At 45.0% G+C, this 15,735-nt stretch carries 15 protein-coding genes; all 15 read left to right on the top strand.

Annotation, left to right across the window (positions count from 1 at the left end; genetic code table 11):
- Nucleotides 1-46 precede the first annotated feature (46 nt).
- The 15 genes from NtB2_RS03305 to NtB2_RS03235 all read left to right on the top strand — a co-directional run bounded on the left by NtB2_RS03305 (nt 47) and on the right by NtB2_RS03235 (nt 15,689).
- Entirely contained in the window at nt 47-853 is an 807-nt protein-coding gene (locus tag NtB2_RS03305) for an ABC transporter permease (protein WP_109245527.1), read from the top strand.
- Nucleotides 853-2,073: an ABC transporter ATP-binding protein gene (locus NtB2_RS03300; protein WP_109245526.1), complete on the top strand. Its 1,221-nt coding sequence runs from the start codon at nt 853-855 to the stop codon at nt 2,071-2,073. Before NtB2_RS03305 ends, NtB2_RS03300 begins: the two co-directional genes overlap by 1 nt.
- Nucleotides 2,070-3,464 (top strand): DUF2142 domain-containing protein, encoded by a 1,395-nt coding sequence (locus NtB2_RS03295; RefSeq protein ID WP_125194940.1) that lies wholly within the window; start codon nt 2,070-2,072, stop codon nt 3,462-3,464. Before NtB2_RS03300 ends, NtB2_RS03295 begins: the two co-directional genes overlap by 4 nt.
- Nucleotides 3,465-3,473: 9 nt before the next feature.
- Nucleotides 3,474-4,487: a glycosyltransferase family 2 protein gene (locus NtB2_RS03290; RefSeq protein ID WP_109245524.1), complete on the top strand. Its 1,014-nt coding sequence runs from the start codon at nt 3,474-3,476 to the stop codon at nt 4,485-4,487.
- Nucleotides 4,484-6,244 carry a rhamnan synthesis F family protein gene (locus NtB2_RS03285; RefSeq protein WP_109245523.1) on the top strand — a complete coding sequence of 587 codons (1,761 nt, stop codon included), beginning with the start codon at nt 4,484-4,486 and terminating at the stop codon, nt 6,242-6,244. Before NtB2_RS03290 ends, NtB2_RS03285 begins: the two co-directional genes overlap by 4 nt.
- 31 nt (nt 6,245-6,275) lie before the next feature.
- Entirely contained in the window at nt 6,276-7,715 is a 1,440-nt protein-coding gene (locus tag NtB2_RS03280; RefSeq protein ID WP_109245522.1) for a DUF2142 domain-containing protein, read from the top strand.
- A 103-nt stretch (nt 7,716-7,818) separates the two neighbouring features.
- Complete coding sequence (locus tag NtB2_RS03275) at nt 7,819-8,541, top strand: glycosyltransferase family 2 protein (RefSeq protein ID WP_109245521.1); 723 nt, start codon at nt 7,819-7,821, stop codon at nt 8,539-8,541.
- A 1-nt stretch (nt 8,542) separates the two neighbouring features.
- The gene (locus tag NtB2_RS03270; protein ID WP_109245520.1) at nt 8,543-8,902 is read left to right on the top strand and encodes a DUF2304 domain-containing protein; all 360 of its coding nucleotides are present in this window, start codon (nt 8,543-8,545) and stop codon (nt 8,900-8,902) included.
- Complete coding sequence (locus tag NtB2_RS03265; protein WP_109245519.1) at nt 8,892-9,941, top strand: glycosyltransferase family 2 protein; 1,050 nt, start codon at nt 8,892-8,894, stop codon at nt 9,939-9,941. Before NtB2_RS03270 ends, NtB2_RS03265 begins: the two co-directional genes overlap by 11 nt.
- Nucleotides 9,942-9,955: 14 nt before the next feature.
- On the top strand, nt 9,956-10,948 hold the full coding sequence (locus NtB2_RS03260; protein WP_109245518.1) for a glycosyltransferase family 2 protein: 993 nt from the start codon (nt 9,956-9,958) through the stop codon (nt 10,946-10,948).
- A 17-nt stretch (nt 10,949-10,965) separates the two neighbouring features.
- Entirely contained in the window at nt 10,966-11,568 is a 603-nt protein-coding gene (locus NtB2_RS03255) for a capsular polysaccharide synthesis protein (RefSeq protein ID WP_109245517.1), read from the top strand.
- A gap of 1 nt (nt 11,569) precedes the next feature.
- Nucleotides 11,570-12,400: a LicD family protein gene (locus NtB2_RS03250; RefSeq protein WP_109245516.1), complete on the top strand. Its 831-nt coding sequence runs from the start codon at nt 11,570-11,572 to the stop codon at nt 12,398-12,400.
- Nucleotides 12,397-13,101 carry an IspD/TarI family cytidylyltransferase gene (locus NtB2_RS03245; protein ID WP_109245515.1) on the top strand — a complete coding sequence of 235 codons (705 nt, stop codon included), beginning with the start codon at nt 12,397-12,399 and terminating at the stop codon, nt 13,099-13,101. The genes NtB2_RS03250 and NtB2_RS03245 overlap by 4 nt, the downstream gene beginning before the upstream one ends.
- Nucleotides 13,101-14,126 carry an alcohol dehydrogenase catalytic domain-containing protein gene (locus tag NtB2_RS03240; protein ID WP_109245514.1) on the top strand — a complete coding sequence of 342 codons (1,026 nt, stop codon included), beginning with the start codon at nt 13,101-13,103 and terminating at the stop codon, nt 14,124-14,126. Before NtB2_RS03245 ends, NtB2_RS03240 begins: the two co-directional genes overlap by 1 nt.
- A gap of 135 nt (nt 14,127-14,261) precedes the next feature.
- Nucleotides 14,262-15,689 carry an oligosaccharide flippase family protein gene (locus NtB2_RS03235; protein WP_109245513.1) on the top strand — a complete coding sequence of 476 codons (1,428 nt, stop codon included), beginning with the start codon at nt 14,262-14,264 and terminating at the stop codon, nt 15,687-15,689.
- Nucleotides 15,690-15,735: the final 46 nt, after the last annotated feature.

Genomic DNA, 15,735 nt, shown 5'->3' with positions numbered 1-15,735 from the left:
GAAGGCCTCTTTCCATTATTGAAAGTCAATGAAATAAGGAAATACAATGAACTTTTTTAACCGTAGAAACCGGATTTTGCTCCGGGAATTGATTAAAACAGACTTTAAGTTGAGGTATCAGGGCTCTGCGATTGGCTATCTCTGGTCGATTTTGAAGCCCCTCTTCCTCTTTGTGATCATGTATCTGGTCTTTGTCCGCTTCCTGCGTTTTGGATCAGCCGTGCCCCACTTTGCGATTGCCCTCTTGCTCGCCTTGACCCTTTGGAATTTCTTTGCTGAAACGACCAATGTCGGCATGCTGTCGATTGTCTCACGGGGTGACCTCCTGCGGAAGATCAGCTTCTCTAAGCAGATCATCGTCTTTTCAGTAGCGGCAAACGCCATGATCAACCTCTTGATCAGTCTGCTCGTGGTCATTGTCTTTTCTATCTTGAACGGCGTGACCCTGTCCTGGACTGTGATTTGGGTGATTCCCCTCTTGTTTGAGCTGGTGCTCTTTGCGACAGGGATTGCCTTTATCCTGTCAACGATCTTTGTGCGTTTCCGTGACCTCGGCCCTATCTGGGAAGTGGCCATGCAGGCCGGTCTTTACGGGACCCCTATCATCTATCCGATCACGCAGGTCTCAGCGACCCATGCGACCGTGGCCAAGATCTTGATGATGAATCCAATGGCTCAAATCGTCCAAGACATGCGGTATATCTTTGCCTACAGCAACAATACCAATCCAACAGTCTGGCAGATGGTTCATGCCCCTTACTTTATCATCCCTTATATCATCCCATTTATTATTTTTGGGCTGGGCCTCTGGGTCTTCAGTAAGAACGCCAATAAATTTGCGGAGATTATCTAATGAGTGACAATATTGCAGTAAAAATAGACCATGTTGGAAAGTTCTTTAGACTGCCAACTGAGGCAAGCTCAAGCTTGCGGACCACACTGGTCAACCGCCTGCGAGGCATCAAAGGCTACAAGGAACAACACGTCCTGCGTGACATTGATTTTGAAGTTAAAAAAGGCGATTTCTTTGGGATTGTCGGCCGAAATGGCTCTGGGAAATCCACACTTCTTAAAATCATCTCACAAATTTACACCCCAGAATCAGGCACAGTGACCGTCAACGGTAAGCTCGTCAGCTTTATCGAGCTCGGTGTCGGCTTTAACCCTGAGCTGACCGGCCGGGAAAACGTCTATCTCAACGGGGCCATGCTGGGCTTCTCGACAGACGAGATTGACGAGATGTACGACGAAATCGTCGAATTTGCTGAGCTTGAAGAGTTCATGAATCAAAAGCTCAAGAACTACTCTTCAGGCATGCAGGTCCGCCTGGCCTTTTCAGTGGCCATCAAGGCCCGGGGCGACGTCCTCGTCCTCGACGAGGTCCTTGCCGTCGGAGACGAAGCCTTCCAACGCAAGTGTAATGACTACTTTCTGGAACGCAAGGCCAGCGGCCTGACGACCATCCTCGTCACCCACGACATGAACGCAGCCAAGAAATACTGTAACAAGGCCATTCTTATCGAAAAAGGCCTAATTAAGGTCGCAGGCGATGTAGATGATGTGGCGAATCAGTATAGTTTGGATAATTTGAAGCGTCTAGGCGTCCAAGCTCAAGAAGAAGAGGAAGCCAAAGGCCCTGAAGTTGCCGCAGACAGTGACTTTATCGAAGACCTTGAGGTCAAACTCCTCTCTAAAGAGAGCCTGACACCTCTTGATGAGGTCAAGTTTGAAGTGTCTTACAAGCTGACAAAAGACATCAAGACCTACATTGCCTTCTCATTGACCGATGTTGACCGCAACATCTGGATCTACAATGATAACTCAATGGACCATATGACGACTGGCGAAGGCCAAAAAACAGCGGTATATAGCTGTAAGCTGGACAGCATCAATAACTTAAAGCTCAAGCTTCAAGTTTCTGTCCGAAATGATAAAGACCAGATGATTGCCTATGCCAACGACGAAAAGAAAATCATCGTGAGTCGCAAAGACATTGCCGAAGATGACCTGAGTGCAAAAGATTCAGCAACCGGGCTCATCCAAAGAAACGGCATTTGGGAAATGCAGGCATGAGAACACAACTGACGAAAAGATGGAGCAAGCCGGAAAATATCTTCCTTTTGATAGGGGCTATTTTCTGTCTGGCTTTTAGTCTTTTTCAGCCCTTATTTATTGAACCTGACGCCAGCTATCATTTTGACAGTGCGACCTATATCTCGCATACCGTCGTTGATCGTGCAAGTGTCGGTATGCCGACAGAAGACTATATGTCTGAGCCAACGCCCTTTGACACAGTGACAGGACTCAAACGCAATCATACTTATTTTTCAAGCCTTTTTGTCCAAAAGTTGCCCGTGATTCCACGGGACCAGGTGATTGACAAGCGGGTCATCAATGCAGGTTTTTCATATACCCTCATGCACCTGGTGCCAGCGATTGGGGTTAAGCTAGGCCACGCCATCTACCCTTCTGTGGGTGTGATGATTGTGACGGCCCGCCTCCTCAATTCGATCGTCTTCTTGCTGGGCCTTTATTTTATCATCAAGAAGGTCAAGGCCTACAAGCGGATTTTCGTCTTTGTCTCGCTGACACCGACCGTGATTCAGCTGGCGACCAGCCTGTCTTATGATAATTTTAACTATCTCATTTTTGCGGCTGCATCGGCTCTCTTGGTCAATCTTTCAATGGCCTTTTATGGCAAGGCAAAAATTGACAAGTGGCTCTATGTCCCTCTGACCGCCATCATCTTTATCGGTCTTTACTTTTCAAAGACTAACTCCAAACTGCTCTTTATTCCCTTGATGTTGCTAGTTTATGCCTATATCTACAGGCGACTCAAGTCAAGACGGCTGAAGCAATGGATGATTTATGGGCCTGTCCTTCTGATTTTTATCGGCCTTATTGTTGCCTTCTTCAAGATTGGCCTTAGCCAGATCAAGCTGGAGGGCAAGCAGCTGACCTTTAGCCTGCTCGAGCCGTATTATACGGTCTTGACAACAGAAGTCATCTCAGGAACCAACACGGTCGGCCTACCAGCCTGGCTCTTTCCAATCCAGTATCTGGCCTTGGCCCTTGTCTTTTTGACAGAAAAAAAAGAGGGCCTGCCCAAGGCGTTTGCCTGGACAGGGCTCGGTCTCGTTGTCCTCAACTTTTTTGGCATCATGTTCCAGTATGCGGGCAATTCACACTTTGTGGGCAATGTCATCACAGGCCCTCAGGGACGTTATTTTACCCCCTACCTGCTCTTGCTGGCACCGGTCCTCGCTCGATTTGGCGGCTGGCTCGGTCTTCAGCCCAAAGGGATTGAAGGAGAAGGCGCTCATGCAAAACTGCAACTGCTGGCCTACGCCGTGTCAGTTGTCAGTCTTATCGTCTGCCTTGGCCTAATTGTGCTCAAGTTTTACTGGCTACAACTGCCGGCCGATGAGTTCCGCTCAGGTATCTCACATTATATTTTTAGATAAGGAAATTCTATGGCTCGTCCAAAAATATCGATTGTAGTCGCTTGCTACAATCACGAAGCCTACATCGAACAATGCCTCCGCTCGATTTTCGAGCAAAGCTACCAGGAGATTGAGCTCATCGTCTTTGATGATGGCTCGACCGATGCCTCAAAGACCGTTATTGAGAAGGTCTTGGCAGACAGTCCCTTTGAGCAGACTCAGTTCTCTTCGGCAAGCAATCAAGGCTTGGCCTACATGCGAAATCAAGGCCTAGAGCGGGCGACAGGAGACTATCTCCTCTATGTCGACAGTGATAATTTCCTATCCAAAGACCATGTCGAAAAACTCCTTGGCTACCTGGACAATCAGCCCTTTGACATCGCCTACTGCCAACTCTGGGACTTTGAAGGGCAAAAAAATGTCCTGCGTGAGGACATGGACTTTAGCCTAGAAAAAGAGTTTGAGGGCAATTTGATTGATGCCTCAGCCCTGGTCAGAAAATCTGCTATTGGCGATGAGACGTTTGACCTCCAGCTCAATAATAAACCGCTGGAAGACTATGATTTCTGGCTCCGATTGATTTTGAATAATGGGGCTAGACCAGTCTTTGCAGAGAATACCAAGTTGAACTATCGCCTGCTTAACAGTTCGATGACAGAGCGGGGAAATTGGGGCCGTTATTATGAGAGCTATTGCTATGTCTTAGGCAAACACGTCAACAAAGCTCCCGGCGATGTCATTCGCGGCCTTCAAAAAAATCTCAGTGAGCTTGCTCTATCTTACGACAAGGCAGAGGCCGAACGCCTCATGCTCCGTGAGATTGAAGCGACCCACAACCAGGCAATCAGTGACTTTCAAGCAGAAGTCGCCGTCTTAAAAGGCCAGCTGGCTGAAGAAGGTCAAAAGATTCTGGACTTGAGGGCTGATGTGAGCCAACTCAGAGAGCAAAAATCAGAGCTCGAAGAAGAATTAGGCCTGATTAAGGCCTCAAGAAGCTACCGCCTCATGGAAAAATTGAGACAATTTAGAAAAGGAAAATCATGAAACGCTTACTGCTCTACGTTCATTTTAATAAATTTAATCAGCTGAGCGACCATGTGGTCTATCAGCTCCAGCAGATGCGAGGCCTCTTTGAGCGGGTGGTCTTCATTTCAAACAGTCCGTTTGAAGCGACAGACCAAGAAAGGCTCGAAAAGCAAGGCCTAATCGATGACTTTATCCAAAGAAAAAACACCGGCTTTGACTTTGCTGCCTGGCGAGACGGGATGGTCTTTGTCGGCTTTGATGTACTCGAAGCTTATGACAATGTCACTTTGATGAATGACACCTGCTTTGGTCCTCTCTATGACATGGCCCCTATCTATGAAGGCTATGAAGCCGAAGGAGTCGACTTTTGGGGGATTACCAATCACCGGGCCTATCAGGAGTCTAAAGGCCACTCCTTTGCTGAGCACATCCAGTCTTACTATAAGGTCTTCAGTCAAAAAATGCTTCAAAGCCAGGTCTTCAAAGACTTTTGGCAGGGCGTGGAAGACTTTAGTGATGTCCAAGAGGTCATTGACCACTATGAAATCCGCTCGACTTCTGTCTTTATGGACGCCGGCTTTAGCTACCAGACCATTCTTGACACCAGAGAGCTGGACGATTCAAACATCCTGCATCCAGACTTTTCATATTATGCTCCAGATGTGATTTTGCAGAGAAAGGTTCCCTTTATCAAGGTCAAGGCCTTTCAGGCATTGGAAAACCGCTCTGTTGCCCGCTATATGCTGGACTACGTTGACGAGCACAGCGACTATCCTGTTGACCTGATTGTCAAGCACATGGCCAAGATTACCTTCCCAGACGAGCCTTACCTCCTGACCCGGAAATACCTGCCAGAAGTCCAGGACACGACAGCCATCAATAAAAAAATCGCCGTCCATCTCCATGTCTTTTATCCAGAGCTTTTGGCTGACTTCCTTGAAGCCTTCGGGGAATTTAGCTTTGCCTATGACCTCTTCTTGACGACCAATACGGATGAAAAAGAAGCGATGATCAAAAAAGAGCTGGAAGAGCGGGCTGTCAAGGCCGAGGTCATCCGGACGGAAAACTTTGGCCGGGATGTCATGCCTTTCTTGGCCTTGCGAGACCAGCTGAGACAATACGACATTGTCGGACACTTCCATACTAAGCGTTCGCTTGAAGCGGCCTTCTTTGCCGGCGAATCCTGGCGGACTGAGCTCATGGACATGCTTCTCAAGCCTGCAGATAATATCATGCGGAATTTTGAGGCCCGGCCTGACCTCGGCATTGTCATTGCTGACATGCCAAGCTTCTTCCGGCTGAATAAGATTGTTGACCCAGACAATGAAAATAAGAAGATTGCCCCTTATCTGAATAACCTCTGGGAGCGGATGGGCCTGGGCGACATCCGTAAGGTCAACTTCCATGACTTTTCGACCTATACCATGAGCTACGGGACGTTCTTCTGGGCGAAGACAGAGGTCATCGAGCCCCTCTTTGCCGTAGAAATCAAGCCTTCAGAGATTCCGCCAGAGCCACTCCCTCAAAACACCATGCTCCACGCCATCGAGCGAATCCTGGTCTACATGGCCTGGGGTAAGGACATGGACTTTGCCATCAGTAAGAACCCGGTCGAGATGACGCCCTTCGTCGACCAAAAGACCTTTAATTTACGATGGAGCATCAGCCCACAAAATGCCAACGACGTCCCGCTCAGAGTCCTCACAAAACTCTTTGTCAAGCGGACGGTCCGCTTCATCAAATATCGTATTAAGAAGCTTATAGGAAAAGCATAAACGCCTCTAACTTCTTCCAAGAAAGGACATCATGACTCAAACCCGTAAAAAAAAGCTTCGCATTGAAAAGCTATTCCTGATGATGGCCATTGTCTTTGGCCTTTTGACGGTCTTTATTCAACCCATCTTTTCTGCACCTGACGAGGCCATTCATTTTAGAAATGCCTATAGCATCTTTCATAGAGATGCGGACGGGATGTTTAAGGCACTGAATCAAAACAACATCTTGGTCAGCGACTACGACCCCTTTCTCCATAAGGGCTCAGGGCTTACGACACCGATTTCTGAAGCCTATCAGACCCCTTATCGTCGCGGGACCTTCATTAAGGATTATTTTGTGACGACAGTGCCTGAAGCAGGCCGCTTGAGTCTTCATCTTTCTTTTAGTAGCATCAAATGGTTGCCTCAGGCTCTGGGCATCTTACTTGCCAGCTTCATTCATCCGAGCATCGGGCTCATGTATGTCCTTGGTCGCCTCTTTAATCTGGCCGTCTACATTGGCATCATCTATTTTGCCATTAAAAAGGCCAAGCTTGGCCAGTGGGTCATGGCGGCAGTCGCCCTGCTTCCTGCAAGCATTGCCCAGGCCGCGTCGCTTTCTTATGATGTGAGCTATTTTGCAGTCGTCTTTCTGGTCTTTTCAGCCTTTACAAACCTTTGGGTCAAGCGAGAAAAGCTGAAGCTCAGGCATCTCTTTTATGGCCTGGGCCTCTTGGTTGCCCTCTTGATTCCCAAGTCGGCTGTTTTGCTCTTATTCCTCTACTTTTTGACCATCCCGAGCGACTCCTTTGGCGCAGGAAGGTTCAAAAGCTTCTTGGATAAGTTTTGGGCCTTCTGGTATCGTCATAAATGGCTCTCAGGCCTCCTCATCCTTATCTTTGCCCTTGCTGCTGTCAGCTTTGAGCTGAGGCAATACGGCGGTCTGGTCAGAGGCCTTCAAGCCCTCTTTAACACCTTCTTCAGGCCTGACCTCTACAAGGGTCTGGACTCAGACTTGACCTCAGGAATCATCGGAAACTTTGCCAGCCTAACCTATCGCCTGCCAGAGTGGCTTGTTATTATTGACTTTGCCTTCCTCTTTGCCCTGATGCTCAATGAAAAAGAGGTCCGTCTCGACCGGCGGATTGCCCTGTCAGGCTTCTTGATTTATATCGGGGTCATTCTGATGACGGCCGTCTATATGATCAGCTGGATGATTAATAATCTGGGCTTCAAGGAATATCTCGTCTCTCTCGGAAATCAAGGCCGTTATTATACGCCCTTCTTGATTCTCCTGACGCCCTTCTTCATCAAGCTGAAAAAGTATGTTCGCTTTGAAATTTCAGAGCAATATGTTAAGAAGGCCTTTATCGGGCTGATGTCTTTCAACCTGATTTACTTCCTGATCCTAAGCCTTCTTGTAAACTATGCCCCAAGCTTTGGAGCCAGCTTCTTCCTTGACTTTGTTCAATGGCTAAAAGGCCTGGTCTAAAGGATTTGCAAGGGCAACTCCCGAAAATGTCATAAATATGATAAAATAAGTAGATAGACCTTGCTTGTGACGGTCACTAAGCAAACAACATAGAAAAGAATCCATGACGTCAAAAATATTACTGATTATTCCCGCTTATAACGAAGCTGAAGGAATCCTAGAAACCATCAATAGCGTAGAAACATATCGGCTAGAGAGCCCCTATGCTTTTGATTATGTCGTCATCAATGATGGCTCAACAGATAATGAAGAAGCAGTCCTGCGTGAGCACAACATCAACCACGTCGAGCTCATTCAAAACCTGGGTATCGGCGGTGCCGTCCAGGCCGGCTATATCTATGCGGCCGATCATGATTATGACATCGCCATCCAGTTTGATGGCGATGGCCAGCACGACATTGAGAGCCTGCCAAAGCTGGTCGAGCCTATTCTTAAAGGCGAGGCTGACTTTGTGGTCGGCTCACGTTTTGTTGAAAATTCGACCTCAGAGTTTAAGTCGACAGGGGCCCGGCAGGCCGGCATCACGATTTTGTCCTGGCTGATCAAGCTGACCTCAAAAGTGACGATTAAAGACGTGACCAGTGGCTATAGGGCGGGAAACCGCAAGGTCATCGAGCAATTTATCAACCGCTATCCTAGCCAATATCCAGAGCCAGAAAGCTACATGCATCTCTTTTCACGAAATTTTGTCGTGAAAGAAGTGGGCGTGAAAATGTTTGAACGTGAGACCGGCCAGTCCAGTATCAACTTCTGGAAGGGGATCAGCTATATGATTTCGGTCTCTCTGTCCATCCTAGCTACATCTGTACTGAAAGGGGGAGAATAAGATGCCTATTCAACTGAGAATTTTAGCCATTATCCTCGCCATACTTTTCTTTGTCTATACCGTCAGTCTGGTCAGAAAAGACCGGGCAGAGGTGCGACACATGCTCAAGTGGCTGGTTTTAGCCCTGGTGATTTTACTAGGAAGCTTTTTGCCAGAGCTTGGCGGACAAGTGGCCCATTTTTTGGGCATCAAGACGCTGACGAGTCTCTCCCTCTTTATCCTGGTCGGCCTCTTGCTTATCATCTGCCTGCGTTTCCAGATTTCTCTGATCTCAGCAGATAAGCAAATCAGAAAACTCGTGCAAGAAGTATCTATCTTAAAGAAAAAAGTTAAGGAGTCAGATCCCCAAGATGGCCAATAAACTCTTAACCATTACCATCCCAAGCTATAATACAGCCGCCTACATCGATGAATGTCTCCCATATCTCATCGACGAAGCCATCATCGACGAGGTCGAGCTCCTGATTGTGAGCGACGGCTCAAAAGACGATACGGTCGCTGTGGCCAGCCGCTGGGCTGAAAAATACCCGAACAGTATTCGTGTGATTGACAAGGAAAATGGTGGCCACGGCTCGACCATCAATCGGGGAATTCAAGAAGCGACCGGGAAATACTTCAAGGTCGTTGACGGCGATGACTGGGTCAAGACCGACAACCTGGTACGTCTGGTTAACTTCCTTCGGAATAACGACGTCGACCTGATCAACAACCCCTACTTCGAGCACGATGAGCAGACCCGTGAAGAAACCCTGATGATGGCCCTCAACGTCCCAACAGGCCAAATCAAGGTCTACCCTCAGATTGTCGAAAACATCAAGATTCCACCGATGCACACGGTGACCTACCGGACAGCGATTCTCAAAGAGCATAACATCCGCATCGATGAAAAAATGTTTTATGTCGATGTGGAGTATATCACCTACCCCCTGCCCTTTGTTGAGAGCCAGGTCTACCTGGACTTCCCCGTCTATGTCTACCGGGTCAACTCAGGCACACAAAGCATGGCCGTCGGCAACATGGTCAAGAATCGCCAGATGCACTATACCATGCTCCAGCACCAGTGGGACTTTATCAAGAAGTTGCCTGCTAACACACATGCTAGCGTAAAAAAAGTCCTCCTCCAGCGTTTTTCAGAGCTGATTTTGGCTCAATATGTCATCAACCTGTCAATCCCACAAAAAGAAGAGCGGAAGGCTGAGACAGCTGAGTTTACGGCCTGGCTCAAGGCTGAGCAGGTCGAGCAAGAGGCGGATATTTTGGCCTTGAGCAAACGGCTGATTAAGACCGGTGGGCGGAGCATTGCACCAGCTGTGAAGTTCCGGAATATGATGCAGAATAATCAGCTTTGGCGGGGTGTTGAGCGGGGGCTACTAAACACGGTCAAACGGATGAAAAAATAAAAGCTAGGAGGGGCATGATGTCTCAAACACAACTCATCAGTATCATTGTCCCGGTTTATAATGCGGAAGCCTTTCTCAATGAGACGGTACAAAGCATATTAGACCAAACCTATCAAAATTTTGAGCTTGTTTTGATTGATGACAACTCTAGTGATCGTTCACCAGAGCTGATTCAAGCCTGGCAAGAAAAAGATAGTCGTGTTAGGAGTCAACGCATTGAAGGGGGCTCAGCAGGTCTAGCAAGAAATGCAGGGCTTGACATTGCAAGAGGTGATTACATCCTCTTCGTGGATGCGGATGACCTGATACGCACGGACACCTTGGCAGGTCTTTACGAGCCAATCAAAGATAAGCAGTCTTGCTTTTCTATGTCGAAGTATACGACAGAACGTGACTTGTTTGAAAAGAGGAACTCTTTTGGACCAAACTTGGAAGAGGCAGGGGAACTGCTCGCAAAGCTCAAGTTGATTCAAGCTAGTGGATACCCTTCCTTTAGTCCCTGGGGGAAACTTTACTCAAGAGATATCTTTGATGAAATCCGCTTTCCTAATTTTCAAATTCACGAAGATACTGCTGTGATTTTACCCATATTGGATAAGGCTAAAAAAGTAGTCTTGGTAGATAAGTTGGACTGGTATTACCGTGTTAACGCAGGGAGCTTAACTCAGTCAAAGATTTCCGAGAAAAATTTCGCTGTTTTCAATAAGAATCAAATGCAAATAGCTTTTGCGAAAGAAAGAGAGCCAGAGCTATTGACTTATGTTTACCGACTTTGTCTAAACGAGAATGATTTTGTGTCGATGAATTGTTTGAAGGATAAATCCGGAATATCGGCGAAACTTTTTGATGAGCTTTATCAGCAGAATAAACTTTTTTCAAACAAGATATCTGGCATTAGGGCAGCAGTTTATAGCTCCAAGATAATTTATAAAACATATTCTAAGTTGGTTGGCCTAATATATAGTAGTGATCTTTTACGAGGATTAGCAAAAAAAATATTAACTTAACCTAGAAAGCACTTAAAGTGAAGAATTTAAATTTTTATTTAAACTATCTAATAGATAGGATTAAATCAATTAGAGAGTTTGGATTGATAATACCGTTTTTAGATTTGCTTTCTTTAAGCCTAACAATGTTGGGATTTCGAGAGTTAGGAAAAAAATTAGTCCGAAAAAAAGATAAACAAATTATAGCGAAGCTTTTTTCAAAGTTTAATTTGACAATTTCAAGATACAATGAAGACTTTGAAAAAGAAGAAAGCCAAGGGAATCAAATAATATGGTTTTTTTGGTGGCAAGGCATAGATAGTGCTCCACCTATAGTGAAGAAGTGTCTTGAAAGCATTAAACACAACAGTAATGGTAGGACAGTAGTTATAGTATCGAAAGATAATCTAGATGAATATATCATTAAATCAGTAAGAGAAGAACTTGACCGTTTGCCAGTAAACAATGAGAATGTTTTTTCAGTGATGGAGATGTTAGAAAAACCGTATGATAGAAGTAAACTGGATGAAATAATTAATGGAAATAGTCTCTTCTTTAAGCTCACTTATAAGCTGAAATTAGACAAAGAGCTTGATGGGGTTGAAACAACTTATTCTGCGTTATTAGATTGGAAATTCTAGAATGGAAAAAAAGCATCAAGAAATTGGCCTAGCCGAAATTCATAAAATTCAATTAAATATTTTGAAAAATGTAGACGAAATATGTCGTCATTATAACATAGAATATTCTTTAATTGGTGGCTCTCTTTTAGGAGCGATTAGGCACAAAGGATTCATTCCTTGGGATGATGACATTGATATTATGCTTACAAGAGATAACTATGAAAAGCTTTTTGAGCTTTTGTATAATGATGACGTGCTCCCAGCTAACTTAGACGTGATGGATTTTCGACATAAAAATGCCTTCCAACCTTATGCAAAGATATTTGATAATAGAACATATTTTGAAAGTGACCTAGATTATGTGAATACTGCATCTGGCGTATATATTGATGTGTTTCCGTATGATGCTTTGCCAGATGAAAAGAAAAAGTCAAATAAATTTAGGATGAGATCTAAATATATAGATATACTTCTAGTGGCAGTAATCAAAAGACCGTGGGAAAAAGGAAAGTTTCTTAAAAATATCTTTCTGAAATTTCTTCATCTTTTTGTGAAAAATAAGTACGAAAGCCTAGTTTCAAAATCAACTCAATATTCAAGAAAATATGAAAAAAAAGAGACGAATTCTATGGGATTTATTCGCTCAAGATATAAAAATGAACATTTTCCGAAAAAGATTTTTGATTTCTATGAAGATATTAGCTTTGAGCAATTGACGGTTAGAAAAATTGAAGATCATAAGAAATATCTTGGAGACTTATACGGTGATTATATGAAGTTGCCTCCAATGGAAGATAGAGAAAGCCACGACTTTTATAAATGGTACTGGAAAGAGGGAAAAGAAAAATGATCTACGCACAAATCATGGCAGGCGGTATCGGCAAACGTATGGGTAATGTCCCTCTACCTAAGCAGTTCTTGATGCTTGGCTCAAAGCCAATCATCGTTCACACGATTGAAAAGTTCATTCTCCACACGGAGTTTGAACTTATTCTGGTTTCTGTGCCAGAAGATTGGATTTCTTATACCGAAGACATCTTGAAAAAGCATGCCGTCACTGATGAGAGGCTCCGCGTGATTTCAGGCGGAGCTGAACGTAATGACACGTTGGACAACGCCCTGAAGTACATCGAGCAAAATAAGGCCCTCACTGATGAAGACCTCTTGATTACCCATGATGCAGTCCGGCCATTTATTACCCGCCGTATCATCGAAGACAATATCAAGGCTCTGGAAGACTATGATGCAGCAGACACCGTCATTGCTGCCTTCGACACCATCGTTGAAGGAAAAGACGGCGAAGTCAGCAATATTCCTGTCCGTGACCTCATGTATCAAGGCCATACGCCACAAAGCTTTAGAATCAACTCCCTCAAAGAAAGCCTGTCGAAGCTCAGTATCGAAAAACGTCAAGAGCTTTCTGACTCTGCAAAAATCATGTTGCTCGATGGCAAAAAAGTCAAGATGGTGGATTCTGAAGTCTTCAATATCAAGATTACGACCCCTTATGATTTGACGATTGCCAATGCGATTCTGGAGAACATACACTAATGCTTAATACCGTCTACCGTCTGACTGCTCCGAGACAGATTGAAGCAGTTTCCTTTGATGAAAGCCTCACTGAAAACTCAGTGATTGTAAGACCTACCTTTCTTTCCATCTGCCATGCTGACCAGCGTTATTATACAGGTTCACGAGATGCGAAAGTCCTTCGCAAGAAGCTCCCGATGGCCTTGATTCATGAGGGTGTGGGAGAGGTCGTGCGTGATAATACGGGGACCTTCCCCGTTGGCAGTCGGGTTGCGATTGTGCCCAATACGCCAACAGAAGAAAATACTGAGATTGCAGAGAACTATCTCCCAAGCTCAAGCTTTCGTTCTTCTGGATTTGACGGCCTGATGCAAGAATACGTCGTCACGACGCCTGACCGCCTGGTCAAGATTTTAGATGAGGTGCCTAGCAACGTCGCGGCCTATACAGAGATGATTTCTGTGGCCATGCATGCCATCAAGCGATTGTCCCGCCTCATGAATGAAAATCCTGAGAGCATCGGTATCTGGGGAGACGGCAATCTCAGCTATATCACAGCCAATATGGCCAAGTCGCTTTATCCAGCGTCAAAGATCATCGTCTTTGGTAAGCATACCGAAAAGTTGAATTTCTTTAGCTTTGTCGATGAGACCTATACGATTGATGATATCCCTGAAGGCTTGAGCGTTTCTCATGCCATTGAAGCTGTCGGTGGTATTGGTAGCCAGTACGCCCTCGAGCAAATCATTGAGCTCATTGAGCCGATGGGTTCAGTGGCCTTGATGGGGGTTTCTGAAGAACCCATCGAATTTAACACCAGACTCTCGCTTGAAAAAGGCCTCTCTTTTTCAGCGACAAGTCGCTCAAGTGCCCAGGACTTTTCAGATAGCATCCGCTTTTTAGCTGACCATCCACAGGCTAGAAAACGCTATGAAAACCTCGTCGGTATTGAGTCAGAGATTCGTTCTATCGAAGACATTAAGCACTTCTTTGAAGAAGACCTGACCAATGGCTGGGGTAAGTCAATCATGGAATGGAAAATCTAAAGGAGCTCTTGCTCTAGGATATCTGTAAAATACTAGCCTAGGCTCTTTAATGTAGTTAAAGCGAGGCCTTAACTAAAACTGAGATTTTTAGATAGGCTCTATTCCTTTAACCGTTCAATATGGAAGAGCAAATCTATGAAATTAATCAAAAACATGACCTTAAGTACTTTCTATCAGTTGATGGGAGTGCTTGTTCCGTTAGTTACAGCCCCTTATGTTTCTAGGGTTCTAGGCTCTTCTGGACTTGGAATCAATGCCTTTACGGCCTCCATCCTTTCTTATTTTGCCCTCTTTGCAGCGCTGGGGATTCAAGCCTACGGTAACCGGGAAATTGCCTATCATCAAAATGATGTTAAGGCCCGGTCAAAGATATTCTGGGAGCTTGTGATTCTTCAGGCAGCGGCGTCCTTAATTGCTATTCTTGCCTTTTTTATTTTTTTAGCTTTTCAAAGACAATATCAAGTCTACTTTTTATTGCAGGCTCTGACCCTAGTTTCAGCGATGGTCAACATTTCATGGTTCTTTATGGGCCTTGAAAATTTTGAAATTATCGTTTTTAGATACACCATTCTTAATTTAATCATTGTAATCCTGACATTTGTCCTAGTCAGAAGGCCGGGAGACTTATGGATTTATATTCTACTCATGATGGGCTCCTTCTTATTGGCAAATCTTAGTGTCTGGCCTTTTTTGAAGAGAGAACTTGTAAGAGTAAGCATTAAGGAACTTGAACTGAGACCCCACATTGGACCAGCTGTTGCTTTGCTAGTCCCTCAGATTGCAACGACCGCCTATATGAACATCAATAAAAGCATGCTTGGTTGGATGGATTCTAGCAGTAGTGTAGCCTATTTTACTCAGGCAGATATGATTGTGCGTACAGCTTTCACCGCAGTATCAAGCTTTGCAGCTGCTTTTCTTCCCCGCCTTTCTAATCTCTTTTCAGAAGGAAAGATTGAAGAGGGAAAAAAGCTAATTCTCCAGTCACTTCAGCTGATGTATGTCATGAGTTTCCTTGCAATAGCAGGAATTATCGGTGTCTCTAGCAACTTCGCCGTCTTCTTCTTTGGTAAAGGCTTTGAGGCAGTGGGTAACTTGATGGCTATTGAAGCGTCTGTGATACTCTTCTTCGGTATTGCCGTCGTATTGCGAAGTCAGTACCTGATGGCTGTGAGAAGGACAAAAGAAATCACAATTGCGTCAATTTTGGCCCTGCTTATCAACATCATTTTTAATTTTCCGTTGATTCCTCTCTTAGGGGCACTTGGGGCGACCATTACGGTGATGTTTACTGAGGCTATGGTAACTTTTTATTTGTTGTGGACTGTTCGCCAAAACTTTAGATACCGTGATCTCTTTCATCAAATCTGGAAATATTTGATTGCTGCCGGCCTTGCATACCTAGTGGTGGTATCAATCAATCAGCACAGCTCGGCGACGTTAATCAGCTTTGTGATTCAAGCTCTATCTGGAACAGCAGTCTATGTCCTGGTCCTTTATCTGATTAAGGCTCCAATTGTCAGCTTGATTGCCAGTATCATCCAATCGAGAAAGAAAGCTTGAGGTCTGTTTGCTTATTATGGCCAAAAGTCATTAGATTATAATATAA

This window comes from Lactococcus termiticola (genome assembly GCF_003116835.1).
In the GTDB taxonomy this organism is placed as follows: domain Bacteria; phylum Bacillota; class Bacilli; order Lactobacillales; family Streptococcaceae; genus Lactococcus; species Lactococcus termiticola.
This window is presented reverse-complemented; position numbering and strand designations above follow the sequence as displayed.